This is a genomic window from Pseudomonas sp. HK3 (assembly GCF_052920985.1).
This window is the reverse complement of record NZ_JBREXD010000003.1, coordinates 959,422-971,760: the sequence shown is the minus strand read 5'-3', so window position 1 is coordinate 971,760 and position 12,339 is coordinate 959,422. Positions and strand designations below refer to the sequence as shown.

The window sequence follows — 12,339 nt, the reverse complement described above, 5'->3', positions numbered from 1 at the left end:
TATGGCGGTAATGAATTACAATGAAATTACGGATTTATTACCTCATCGTTATCCGTTCCTATTGGTCGACCGTGTCACTGAGCTGGATAAAAAACAGCGTATAGTAGGCTACAAAAATGTCACCAGTAATGAGCCATTTTTTGAAGGTCACTTCCCTAAGCATCCAATTATGCCAGGGGTTTTGATACTCGAATCATTAGCGCAACTAGCTGGGTTATTAGGGCTAGATGCCATCGAAAAAGAAAAGGCCAAAAATACGGTTTATTATTTTGCGGGCGTGGATAAGGCTCGCTTTAAAAAACCGGTAGTGCCAGGAGATCGCTTAGAAATGGAGGCGCGCTATGTTAGTGACAAGCGTGGTATCTGGCGATTTGAATGTGAAGCTTGGGTAGATGGAAAAGTAGCCTGCCAAGCGGAAATTATGTGTGCCGAAAGGGAAATACATTTTGATTGATTCACGCGCTATTGTTGATCCAAGCGCCAAGTTGGCAGAAAACGTGGTAGTAGGGCCGTTTACGATTATTGGCCCAGATGTCACCATTGATGAAGGTACGGTGATTGCTAGCCACGTTGTGATCAAAGGGCCAACCAGTATTGGCAAGCACAACCAAATTTTTCAGTTTTGTACCATTGGTGATGATTGCCAAGATAAAAAGTTTAAAGGTGAGGCCACTCGCTTAGAGATTGGCGATCATAATATCTTCCGTGAAGCGTGTACTGTGCATCGTGGCACCACGCAAGACCAGAGTTTAACTAAGATTGGTAGTCACAAACTTGTTCATGGTGAATGTGCATGTGGCCCATGATGTCATGATTGCTGATAATTGCATCTTTGCGAATGACACCAACATTGCTGGCCATGTTCATATTGGCAATTACGTTATTTTAGGTGGCGCGTCACAGGTGCATCAGTTTGTTAAAATCGGCAGTCACAGTATGTGTGGCACTGGCTCAATTGTTTTAAAAGATGTGCCAGCCTATATTATGGCTAATGGTAATTCGGCTAAACCTCATGGCATTAATGTTGAAGGTTTAAAACGTCGCGGCTTTGAAAAAAATGACATTCGAGTGCTGCGTAACGCTTACAAGACCGTTTACCGTAAAGGCCTCACGCTTGATGAAGCCCGACCTGAATTACTTGAGTTATTGAAAGACTCGCCAGCAGTTGAAGCATTCATTGATAGCATCGATCAGTCAACTCGAGGAATCATCCGCTAATGTCATTGTGCTTTGCCATGGTAGCAGGAGAAGCGTCAGGGGATATCCTTGGGGCAGGATTGATCAAAGCCTTAAAACAACAGCACCCTGATGCCCGCTTTGTTGGTATCGGCGGCCCTAAAATGATAGCCGAGGGGTTTGAAACCTTATACCCCATGGAGCGTTTATCGGTGATGGGGTTGTTTGAGGTATTAGGGCGCTTGTGCGAGTTGCTAAAGATTCGTAAGCAATTGTTCAATACTTTGTTAGATCTAAAACCGGATGTGTTTATTGGAATAGACGCCCCTGATTTTAATTTAAAGCTTGAACAAAAACTTAAAGAAAAACACATCAAAGCGGTGCATTACGTTAGTCCAAGTGTTTGGGCGTGGCGTGAAAAACGTGTATTTAAAATCAAAAAATCGGTTGACCTTGTATTGTGTTTGTTTCCATTTGAAGTGGATTTTTATAAAAAACACGATGTGCCGGCAGTGTGTGTTGGGCACACATTAGCAGACGCCATTGCCATGGAAACCGATACTCAAGGTGCTCGCACGCAATTAGATTTAAATAATGATTCGCCGGTAGTGGCGTTAATGCCGGGCTCTCGTCAAGGTGAGGTGTCGCGTTTAGGTGAATTATTTTTACAAGCTGCGCAGTTGATTAAACAGCAAATACCAGCTGTGCAGTTTGTATTGCCTGCGGCGAATGAAGAACGTTTTAAGCAGTTAACCGATATGCTCGCGGATCATGAAAGTTTGTCTATTAAGTTGTTACACGGACAAAGCCGTGAGGCCATGGCAAGTTCAGATACCGTTCTAATGGCATCTGGCACAGCGGCCTTAGAGGGGATGCTATTTAAAAAGCCTTTAGTCGTGTCGTACAAACTATCAGCATTAACCGCTTATATAGTTCGTAAAATGTTGAAGCAGCCGTTTGTGTCACTTCCTAATTTATTGGCAGGTAAAGAGTTAGTGCCTGAAATTTTGCAAGAAGCGGCTACCGCTGAAAACTTAGCAAATGCAGTGTTGAATTTTTTACAAAATAAAAAGGCATCCGCTCATTTAAAGGCAGAGTTTACCCAATTGCACCAATGGTTGAAGCGCGATGCTGATGTTGCTGCAGCAAGTGCCATTACACACTTAGTTGAATCGAAATGAATGAAATTATTGAGCAAGAGCAGATCTTGCTGGATCAAAACCTGATTTATTGTGGCGTGGATGAAGCGGGGGCCGGTCCTTTGTGCGGTGATGTGGTTGCCGCTGCGGTGGTACTTGACCCAAATAACCCGATTGATCAATTGAATGATTCAAAAAAATTAAGTGAGAAAAAACGTGAAATGCTGTTTCCTATTATTAAGGAAAAGGCACTTGCGTATTGTATCGCCCGTTGCAGTGCGCAAGAGATAGACGACATTAATATCCTCAATGCTCGTATGCTCGCAATGACCCGTGCCATAAACGGTTTAAACCTTAAAATACAGCACGCCTTAATTGACGGTAACCGTTTACCTAAAGATTTACCCTGTGCCGGCACCGCTATTATTAAAGGGGATGCATTGGTTGAATCTATTTCAGCTGCATCAGTTTTGGCAAAAGTGCAGCGCGATCATGATATGGTTGAACTGGATAAACAATATCCTGGTTATGGTTTGGCCAAGCATAAAGGCTACCCGACTAAAGCACACTTAGAGGCGCTACAAGAGCTTGGGCCAACGGAAATATATCGCAAAACATATGGGCCAGTTAAAAAACTGCTTAATGAAGAAACCGCTTAATAGCGGTTTTTTTATGGCTGTGAATGACTGGCGGCAGCATCATTCATACATTGAGGCTGCATAATGAAGCGATCAGGATAAATATCCCATGCGGCGCCAGTCATAAAGTCCACGGGGATGCTTATAAGTCCCACGTCTATAAACAAACCAAGTAAGCTGGTTTTGTTAAATTTTGCTTGAGTGGTATAGGTTTGCTCACATTCACCTTTGCTCACACGGATAACATGCGCTTCGTCGCGTGCTAATTTTTTTTGCGTATAGCCATTTCCCGCAAACCGGTCATCGATATAGATTTCAGCATCTGAGTGGGTTTTGATGCTCACTTGTTGCTCGTTACCGTTAAACATAGATGCGCATGCACTTAATTGAATCGCGGTTAAAATGATAATGAAAAGTTTGATTGTACTGTATTGCATGGTCATTCCTGTAATTGGTATTCAAGCGATAGGCTGGTATACCAATGGGAGAAAGATTCTTGTTCACCGCTGTGATCAATATCAATTTGATTCACTTGTAAGCGCCATAGCCACTGATCAGATGATTTCAAGAGTGCGCTAAACGCGACTTGGCCTTTAATGAATCCATCATTACTTGTATTGGGTTGAACAACCTTAATTGCGTCACCGTTTTCGGCGAAAGTAGTCAGTGTCTCAGTATCTGTGTAGCGTGCATTGCCAATTAAAACACCACCACGCCCTTGAATAATAAAGTAGTCCGTTATGGCGTAAGATAAAACGTGCTCAATATAAAAGCCCTGAGTCGAAATATCGGCTTGGCGCACGCTGCTTGACGTTACTTTTGATTGACTGGTGTCGAGAGTGGTTAGGGTTTTGGTGAATTCTATGCTGCCGTAACTACGGTAACCTACCTCAATGCCATAATTTGGGTGGAAACGGAAACCAACAAAGCCATGCCAAGGCGCATCTGCGCTGGATACATCGCTATAACTGGGTGTTTCTTTAATGGCGCCCAGTGTGCGAATTTGGTCGTTGAATTCCGTTTCAGTTGATGCGTAACCACTGCCAAAACCAATATAATGGGCGACTGGGTAGGCGACTGCTACGTTTGGTAGTGCAAAGAGTAGAATAAATAATAAGCGCATATGAATTATAATTTTATTTTTAAGTATGGTAGCGTGGCAAGAGCGTAACCTCAATGGCTTCATTTGCACAGAGGGAATCAAGCTTGTTTTTTTGAGTCGTCCTCTTCACAAAAAAAACGCAAAATATCGTCTTTACGTTTCATTGCATCATCGTAACCACATTGTATTAAGTCGCGACAGAAACCCCTTTCAAATAATAGGTAACTCAAGACGCCCGCACCGCTTTTATGGGTGGTGCCAGAGCCTTTTAGAAAGAAGCGTAAGCTCTTCGGTAACTCGCGTGAATGGCGAGCAGCAATGTCGTCGATTGACTCACTAGGGTTTATTTCTAAAATCTCAACTGGACGCAAGCCGATGTTTTGTGACTGTATGATGTCTTCAGGGATTTTACTGATGGTGTTATTGATGCGTGACAGACGCTCCACATCACTCTCCATACTATCTAAGAAGGCCGCATTAAACATGTGATTCATAATTTTGGCCATACTTGGATAGTGTTTCATTGGCTCACGTGGTTTGCGTTTGTGGGCTTGACCGCTGACACCAATAACGAGAATTTTATCTGCGCCTAAGTGCAGCGCTGGGCTCATGGGGGCGAGCTGGCGTATTGCGCCATCCCCAAAGTATTCACGATTAATTTGTACCGCAGGAAACACCGCAGGAATGGCCGATGACGCCAATAAATGATCAGCCGTAATGCGGGATCGTAAGCCGATCCGACGCAGGCGCTGCCAGTTTTTAATGCTCTTGTGACCCTGGAAAAAACTGACCGACTCACCGGATGCATAACCCGATGCGGTGACAGAAAGGGCATGCAAGTCTTGGTTGTCGATGGCTTTTTGAATATTTTCAAACAAAATCATTTTTTTAACTAATTGGCGAAGAGGAGAGTTATCCAGTAATGAAACGGGGTCACCAGCCTTGTAGCCAAAAAACGTATTGAGCATGAACTTACTTGACCATTTTAAGACACTTAAAAAATCACTGCTAAAAACCTGATCACAACTGAAATTTTTCCATATATGCTCAAGGCGCTGGATGCCTTGACGGTAGTGGCTTGCGTAACTGGCCAGAGCCACTGCGTTAATTGCGCCAGCACTGGTGCCGCTGATGATATCAAATGGGTTAGGGTGCTCTTGCGGAAGTAAGCGAATAATCGCCTTGAGTACGCCCACTTGATAAGCCGCACGCGCGCCACCGCCAGACAGCACCAATCCTATTTTTTTTGTGTGGGTTTTGCGTATCATTGAGCGCTTGTCTTTTTTCGTCTATGAATGACTTACAAATATATTCTATCTGCTGAGTATAGTTCATAATGCGCTATTTAATTTTGAGGTTTTGCCATGTTTACCGGAATCGTACAGTGTGCTGTCAAAATTGAACGCATCGAAAAAAAGCCAGGTTTGTGGACGTTCACCTTGGCGCTGCCACAAAATCTTATTCCGGGACTCACTATTGGCGCGAGTGTCGCGTTAAATGGCACCTGTTTGACGGTGACCAGCATTAATGAAAACCATGTAACCTTTGATGTCATGATGGCCAGCTTAAAGCTCACAAATCTACAGGCGCTTAAAGAAGGCAGTTTAGTTAATGTGGAGCGTGCTGCAAAATTCGGTGATGACATTGGAGGCCATCAATTAAGTGGTCATGTTTATGGTGTAGCCAAGGTAGTAGAGATAGAGCGCCCTGAGAATAACTGCATTGTATGGTTTGAGCTACTTGATGGCTTTAAACCTTATGTGTTTGATAAGGGTTATATCGGTTTGAATGGTTGTAGCTTAACCATTGCGCAGGTTGAAGAAGATCGCTTCTGTGTGTATTTAATTCCTGAGACGTTGAATGTAACCACTTATCAGAATGTGCAGGTGGGAGATGGTATTAATTTTGAGATTGATAGCCATACCCAAGCGATTGTCGATACGGTTGAGCGATTGCTAAAACAAAAACAATTAGCATAAACAAAAAAAGCACGCTAAGTATCAGCGTGCTTTTTAATGTCTTTATTTATAGTGGTTTATTTCGCTTCTTTCTTTAAATACTGAACAATGTCTCTTGACTCATACAACCATTGTACTTGATTGCTTTCGTCAGTAATGCGCAAGCAAGGTACGGTTGTGCGACCGCCCCCTTGTATTAAATCTTGACGATTCTTTGGGTCTTTTAATGTGTTTTTAAGCTCAACTTGTAGTGGTAAGTTGCGCATCTCTCGTAGCACCATTTGACAAAATGGGCATTGGTCATAGTAATACAGGGCATAGGACGTCATGCGTTCAATTAGCTCCTTTTAAGTGAATATTGTTATGTTAGACCAGATTATACTGTTTTTGATCAGTACCTTGACCAATATTTTTTCAGCATTTGCAGGAGGCGGTGCAGGGTTGATTCAATTGCCTGTGTTGATATTCATGGGCTTGCCGTTTTCTGTGGCATTAGCAACGCATAAAATTGCAACGGTTGCCCTTGGCTTAGGGGCCACGATTCGTAATGTTAAAGAAGGGCATACCAGTTGGCGGCTGAATTTATTTATGCTGGCAAGCGGTATTCCAGGGGTTGTTTTAGGTGCCTATTTTATTATTGGTGTTGACGATCGCGTCGCTGAGATTGCTCTAGGCGTTATGTCACTTGCGTTAAGTTTATATTCTTTGTTTAAGCCGAATCTGGGTCTTGAGCCCAGTGAAAAGAACCGGCATACAATGGGCTGGATTTTAGGAGGCTTTGGTTTGGCGGTCATAGGCTTTGTTAATGGCGCGCTTTCGGCTGGCAGTGGATTGTTTGCCACAATGTGGTTGGTAAAGTGGTTTGGGCTCAATTATAAGCAAGCCGTCGGACATACTTTGATAGCGGTTGGCCTATTTTGGAATGCAAGTGGCGCAATGACGATGGGGTTGATTGCCACAATTCAATGGGACTGGCTAATTGCGTTGGTTTTAGGTTCATTAGTTGGTGGTTATGTGGGTGCACATTTGGCTATTAAGATGGGTTCAGGTTGGATTAAGCGAGCGTATGAAATAGTCACATTGATTGTTGGGGTCAAGCTGATTATTGGATAAAGCGGGTGCAGGGCCTGAACTTTATGGCAGCATATGATAAAGTGCGCGGCGAATTCACTTTCACCTTAGTGTGAGCTTTTTGGAAACATTATGAAATTAGATACACCTGCTGAAAAAGTTAGTTATTTGATTGGTCGTCAAGTGGGCGATCAGCTTAAAGGTAGCCAGTTTGATGGTTTTGCGATCGATGGCGTATTAAAAGGCATTCAAGACTCTATGGCGAATGCTGAGATGCCCCTTTCTCAAGAGCAAATTGAAGAAGCGTATCAAGTTATTCAAGCAAAAATGCAAGAAGAGCAAGCCAAAGCTGCAGAGCAAGCGAAGCAAGTGGGCGTAGATTTTCTAGCTGAGAATGCGAAAAAAGAAGGCGTTATTACACTTGAAAGTGGTCTTCAGTACGAAGTGATGACAGAAGGTAATGGCGCGCAGCCAACACGTGAGTCAACAGTACGTACTCATTACCACGGTACATTCATCGACGGCAGTATGTTCGATAGCTCTGTTGAGCGTGGGCAGCCTGCTGAGTTCCCTGTGGGTGGTGTGATTGCTGGTTGGACTGAAGCCCTGCAATTAATGAAAGAAGGCTCAAAATGGCGTCTATACGTGCCAAGTGATTTGGCTTATGGCCCACAAGGGAGCCAAGGCGCGATTCCGCCACACAGCACATTAGTATTTGAAGTTGAACTGCTTAACGTACTGTAATTTTTAGCTTTCGGTTTACGCCGCTAAAAAGAACGCAAAAAAGCTACCTATAGGTAGCTTTTTTGCGTTTATAGGCCATTAACATTAAGCACTAATGGAAGAGTGCGGAAATTGGAATTGTTGGCGATAAACGGCTGGCGATAGGCCAACCCATTTTTTAAAGGCATGGCGGAAATTGGCGACATCGCTAAAGCCCAATGCTTCTGCAATATCTTCTGTGCTCATGTCGGTATTTTGTAAGCATCTTATGGCGTATTGACGACGTTGGTTATCTAACAGCTTTTGAAAGCTGGTGCCCGCTTCAGATAGCTGTCTGCGTAGAGTGCGGCCACTGATATTAAAAGCGTCGGCTATCATGTCGAAATTTGGGTGGTCTGATAACGACGTCTTTAGAATCTGTTTAATGTCATCTACTAAACCCATGTGTTTAGGCTGAAAGTGAATAGTCATATGTGGCTGGTTGTGAGCACATTGCATAATCAGTCCATCCCGCTAAGTATCGTTTATTGTTATTGGTGTAATTACTCTACTTTGAGATTTGGTAAAGCTCGACTTAAATGAGTTTGCAATAAGCAAAAAGCACTATGCAGAAGATTTAAACCCAGTAAATACAGGCGCTATAGCGGTGGAGTATGGCTGTAACGGAGCACTGTGCAAATGACGAAAAAGCGCTTATTTCGAGTATTTGCACAGTCTCAACTGTGAGGAATAGGCTACTTTGATCGATATTCAGAAGGCGACATGCTCATAATATCTTTGAATGCACGGTTGAATGAACTTAGGGTGCGATAACCCACATCTAATGAAATATTTAATACAGGGCTATCAGGTTCACTTTTTAAGCGTTCAGCCGCCTCGTGAATTCTTAGCTGGTTAATGTAGTCGTTAAAGTTGCGATAGCCTAATGTCTGATTAATCAAGCTGCGCGTTTTATATTCAGGCAATTCAAGTTCAGTTGCCAAGTCCTTAAGTGTGAGGTGTTCGGTGCGATAAAAGCCTTGTTGCATAAGGGTGTTTAGCTTGCAGGCATCCATACTTAAATTTGGTACTGGTGTACAGTCATGCTCTTGCACTAGAGGCTTAATTGTTTCTTCGTGAGATTCTATGTTTGAACTGGGTGTTTTTACTAAACCAAACAACACGCCTTGATGGGTGTGCAGTAAAAAATATGCGCACAGCAGAGTAATAACGCTAATCGATAAATAAGGGAGCCACAGACCAACAATATGAGTATTGGCCGGAATTACTACTAATAAAACGCTGATGCCTACGCCAATTAAGACAGCGCCTCGCAGTTGTCGCCGTGACTCCACAAGATCATCTGACCAGTTTGATATGACGGTCCATAACCCTAACATGATGATTAAGTATTCAAAATAAGATGGCCACGTCCATAACAACGACATAAGCGTCTCATTACTTGAGTCAACAAAGTGACGAGCAATCATGGGTGATAAAAATGTATATAGGGCGATAAAGCCAGAAAAAGACAAGACTTTCGGACGGTGAGAAAACGCCAGCTGACATAAAAGCCAAAAAAGTGCGGGGACCATTGTGTATAAGTCGGCAGCAAATAGTGCCCAAATACCAGGTAACAGCGGCTCGAGTAAGAAGCAAGCCCCTGTAAATAACATAGCGATAAACGTTTTAGTAATGGTTAGCGTGCCATAATCACGATAAACAACCAGAACTAAAACAGACATAACCCCTAAGGCGAAACCCGAAAGCATTAACAAAGCAGTACCTAACTTATATTTTTTATTATTAGGCTCTGGATACTAATGCATGCGCCTTAGTGGCTCAAGGGCGTAATCGGCGCAATATTAACAAGCCAAATAACGTAATAAATCCGATGGGCAGAGAGCCGCCACCGCCAGAGCCAAACTTAGGTTTGTTGTCAGTGATGTTTTGAGTCTCATTGAGTATTACTGTGTGAGTGGTTTGACTCGAGCTGACAGTGAGTATTTGGTCGCTATAGCCTGATTTACTGAAGACAATCGAAAAACGATCACTGGTGTTGGGTAAATTGATAGAAACTTTTCCTGTAGTGTCGCTCACATAATTTTTTTCTATGCCCACAGCGTTTATAACGGTGCTATCCGGTAGTTTGGCCGCTGTATTAGCAATGGCCGTGCCGGATGAATTCTGGACAGTAAATGTATGCATAAGTGCAGGGTAGACAGTGATGTCATCACTGACATCTGCATAAGCATTGCTTTGTGATTTTACGGTTGTTGTCACATTTAATGGCGCTACTACGTTATTGCTGGTGATGTTAAGTAATGCAGGGTTGTATTTTTGAGCATTGTTCGTAGCAGTAACAGACGTCGTACTTTGGTTTTGTTGGTTTAAAAAATTAATCACATTAACTTGGCTTTGGGTTAAGTCATAAGTTGAGTTAGCCGCACCACCTTCAATCGTTAATGTGTAAGCTTCATTGTTAAGTAGCGCCTCACTTGACCAGATAACACGTAATGGTCGATTAATTGTAATACTGATATCAGGATCAGTGCCGTTACTAATGGTTAGGGTATATTCGCCTGCAAACTCACCTGAGCTTTGTGTATTAACAAACACGCCATTACTAGTTTGTGTTAGCAAGGAATCTGCACTCTGTCCTTCATATGTTAGGCTGTAGTTATAGTTACTAGAGCTACTAACAGGTGTAATTTTGACAGTATTACCATTAAATAAGTTATTAAATGTTTGCCCACTCTCTACAGTATCGCAGTTAATATTTAAGTAAAATGCAGGTTTATTAGGCGCCACAATAGACCAGCCTAAGTCTTTGAGTACGCCGAATGCTAATCCTATATCACATGCATTGAGTGCAAGGTTTGGCTCCATTAGTTCATTGGGCGAAACGCTTGTATCGAAATGGCTCACACTGCTGCCTTGTTCTAATGAGCTTGGAGTGTACATTTGAATGTGGTCACCATTAGTAAAGCTGGATGAGTTGTCATTGTCAGAGAATCCATTATTTAATATATTTTCTGCCAATGTATTAGCTTGGCTACCGTTCCAATAAAGATTATTAGTAGCGGTTGCCGAGTTTTTTCGTTTGAGGTTGTCAGATGATGATGTGCCTAATTCTCCCCATGTTTTACCTTCGCTTTTAATGTATAAGAAATTTGAAAACACATCATCAATGACAGCCGAACTGCCATCGTTACTGATTGCAATGGACTTTTCTCCTGTACTTAAATCAACAAGTGATGAAAAGCCGAGACCATGCGTGATTTCGTGTAACAGTACGGTTAGAAAGCCAGTTAAGTTGCCAGTGTTATCATCAAAACCGTAATACCAGTCACCACCAAGTAAGCAAGAGTTGCCACCTAGGTTAGAGTTGAAGTTAGCCGTTATATCGGCATCACCTGGGTAAATATCGGTGCCCTTTAAAGCATTAAATAATGCAATTGGATAAAAAGTATCAATGATTGCACTAGCAGGGAGGGGTTTGTCAGCGTCATTAAAGGCAACATAATCTGAGGCTCCCGCACTGCCTAAAACAGCTGTCCCAGAATCACACGGTAGGCTGCTAAATGAGGCATCTACCACAATCGTTTGGGTGGTGGTAATTTGTGTTGATAAAATTTCAGCGGCTTTAATAAACCCTAGTCGACGTTGTTCGCCAATGGTGGCGCCATTATTACCGCCTTGTACGGCTACGCTTTCAGTTGAATCAAAACCAGAGATAAAATTAAGTTGAATACTTGATGCGCTGCCATTTACCAAACAGTATGAAATACTGCCTACATTGCTCGTGCTGCTAGGGCAGGAGGCTGCAAAGCTTGTGCTGTGGAAAAAGCTTAATGATAATGCTGCGCATAAGAACTGAGTTGGGTATTTAAATATCATTGTGCTGTAACCGTACTTGTATCGGGAATAACCGAGTATTCTTTGATTTCTATTGTGCCATCGGCTTTACGAACAGCAACCGGCATATTTACGTAGCGACCAGCCTGGTTCAGGCGAACACGACCGTGGCTATCTTCTGTTATGGTTTTCGGGCCATGGTGAAATAGCGTGTCCTTTAAGGCCTGTTTCATTTCGGGCGAAAGGTGATCTAGATGGGACTTTACGACCGAGGTGTCGGGTTTGCTTCCTGCATCTGATATGTCTTGTTTAATGTCAGTTTCGCTAGATAACGGTGCTTGCGTTCTCGGCTTGATCATCGAAGCAGTCTCGTTAGTTACAGGAGCGTCAATATGCTTTGCTGTATCAATGATCGATACCTTGTTTAAATCAAATAGCAGCCAAGCAAGCGCAGCGGCAAAAATAACGACGATGACACTAAATTTCATATTTATAGCCCTTTTATGCCAATTCTAAATCTAACTTGCTGCTAGGCACACCATTGATCGTTAAAATTGCGAATTATGCCTGAAATATTTTAAAAGCAAGTGTTATTAGAACGAAATGTGACGATGCTTTTAATCATAACTTACACATTTACAACAGACTTCCTTCGCATTTGGTCTATGTTTACAGCAGCCTTTTATAGTTGTAGT

The 12,339-nt window shown here is 42.7% G+C and carries 14 protein-coding genes and 1 pseudogene; 7 read left to right on the top strand and 8 right to left on the bottom strand.

The features are described from left to right. The first annotated feature begins 1 nt into the window (after position 1). The 4 genes and pseudogenes from fabZ to rnhB all read left to right on the top strand — a co-directional run bounded on the left by fabZ (position 2) and on the right by rnhB (position 2,974). Positions 2-454: a 3-hydroxyacyl-ACP dehydratase FabZ gene (gene fabZ, locus ACU6U9_RS20110; protein ID WP_446736748.1), complete on the top strand. Its 453-nt coding sequence runs from the start codon at positions 2-4 to the stop codon at positions 452-454. Continuing rightward, positions 447-1,218, top strand: a pseudogene (gene lpxA, locus ACU6U9_RS20105) (acyl-ACP--UDP-N-acetylglucosamine O-acyltransferase). Before fabZ ends, lpxA begins: the two are co-directional and overlap by 8 nt. Next, complete coding sequence (lpxB, locus tag ACU6U9_RS20100) at positions 1,218-2,357, top strand: lipid-A-disaccharide synthase (protein ID WP_446736747.1); 1,140 nt, start codon at positions 1,218-1,220, stop codon at positions 2,355-2,357. Before lpxA ends, lpxB begins: the two are co-directional and overlap by 1 nt. After that, positions 2,354-2,974 carry a ribonuclease HII gene (rnhB, locus tag ACU6U9_RS20095; RefSeq protein WP_446736746.1) on the top strand — a complete coding sequence of 207 codons (621 nt, stop codon included), beginning with the start codon at positions 2,354-2,356 and terminating at the stop codon, positions 2,972-2,974. The genes lpxB and rnhB overlap by 4 nt, the downstream gene beginning before the upstream one ends. Before the next feature lie 11 nt (positions 2,975-2,985). Here the strand turns inward: rnhB and ACU6U9_RS20090 are convergent, their stop codons facing one another. From ACU6U9_RS20090 to ACU6U9_RS20080, 3 genes are all read right to left on the bottom strand, one after another. Beyond that, positions 2,986-3,390, bottom strand: a complete 405-nt coding sequence (locus ACU6U9_RS20090) for a hypothetical protein (protein WP_446736745.1) — start codon at positions 3,388-3,390, stop codon at positions 2,986-2,988. 2 nt (positions 3,391-3,392) lie between these two features. Beyond that, entirely contained in the window at positions 3,393-4,076 is a 684-nt protein-coding gene (locus ACU6U9_RS20085) for a hypothetical protein (RefSeq protein ID WP_446736744.1), read from the bottom strand. 77 nt (positions 4,077-4,153) lie between these two features. Then, complete coding sequence (locus ACU6U9_RS20080; protein ID WP_446736743.1) at positions 4,154-5,323, bottom strand: patatin-like phospholipase family protein; 1,170 nt, start codon at positions 5,321-5,323, stop codon at positions 4,154-4,156. Between the two features lie 96 nt (positions 5,324-5,419). On the opposite strand from ACU6U9_RS20080, the gene ACU6U9_RS20075 reads away from it, so the two are divergent. Next, the gene (locus ACU6U9_RS20075; protein ID WP_446736742.1) at positions 5,420-6,034 is read left to right on the top strand and encodes a riboflavin synthase subunit alpha; all 615 of its coding nucleotides are present in this window, start codon (positions 5,420-5,422) and stop codon (positions 6,032-6,034) included. A 56-nt stretch (positions 6,035-6,090) separates the two neighbouring features. Here ACU6U9_RS20075 and ACU6U9_RS20070 read toward each other — a convergent pair whose 3' ends face one another. Further along, complete coding sequence (locus tag ACU6U9_RS20070; RefSeq protein WP_446736741.1) at positions 6,091-6,342, bottom strand: glutaredoxin family protein; 252 nt, start codon at positions 6,340-6,342, stop codon at positions 6,091-6,093. A gap of 34 nt (positions 6,343-6,376) precedes the next feature. On the opposite strand from ACU6U9_RS20070, the gene ACU6U9_RS20065 reads away from it, so the two are divergent. Together ACU6U9_RS20065 and ACU6U9_RS20060 are read left to right on the top strand one after the other, a co-directional pair. After that, the gene (locus tag ACU6U9_RS20065) at positions 6,377-7,126 is read left to right on the top strand and encodes a sulfite exporter TauE/SafE family protein (RefSeq protein ID WP_446736740.1); all 750 of its coding nucleotides are present in this window, start codon (positions 6,377-6,379) and stop codon (positions 7,124-7,126) included. A 90-nt stretch (positions 7,127-7,216) separates the two neighbouring features. After that, positions 7,217-7,828, top strand: a complete 612-nt coding sequence (locus ACU6U9_RS20060) for an FKBP-type peptidyl-prolyl cis-trans isomerase (RefSeq protein ID WP_446736739.1) — start codon at positions 7,217-7,219, stop codon at positions 7,826-7,828. Between the two features lie 84 nt (positions 7,829-7,912). Here the strand turns inward: ACU6U9_RS20060 and ACU6U9_RS20055 are convergent, their stop codons facing one another. The 4 genes from ACU6U9_RS20055 to ACU6U9_RS20040 form a co-directional block, all read right to left on the bottom strand. Then, on the bottom strand, positions 7,913-8,278 hold the full coding sequence (locus ACU6U9_RS20055) for a helix-turn-helix transcriptional regulator (protein ID WP_446736738.1): 366 nt from the start codon (positions 8,276-8,278) through the stop codon (positions 7,913-7,915). 263 nt (positions 8,279-8,541) lie between these two features. After that, on the bottom strand, positions 8,542-9,531 hold the full coding sequence (locus ACU6U9_RS20050; RefSeq protein ID WP_446736737.1) for a helix-turn-helix domain-containing protein: 990 nt from the start codon (positions 9,529-9,531) through the stop codon (positions 8,542-8,544). Positions 9,532-9,628: 97 nt separating this feature from the next. Continuing rightward, positions 9,629-11,686: a hypothetical protein gene (locus ACU6U9_RS20045; protein WP_446736736.1), complete on the bottom strand. Its 2,058-nt coding sequence runs from the start codon at positions 11,684-11,686 to the stop codon at positions 9,629-9,631. Continuing rightward, on the bottom strand, positions 11,683-12,132 hold the full coding sequence (locus ACU6U9_RS20040) for a hypothetical protein (protein WP_446736735.1): 450 nt from the start codon (positions 12,130-12,132) through the stop codon (positions 11,683-11,685). Before ACU6U9_RS20040 ends, ACU6U9_RS20045 begins: the two co-directional genes overlap by 4 nt. Positions 12,133-12,339 lie beyond the last annotated feature (207 nt).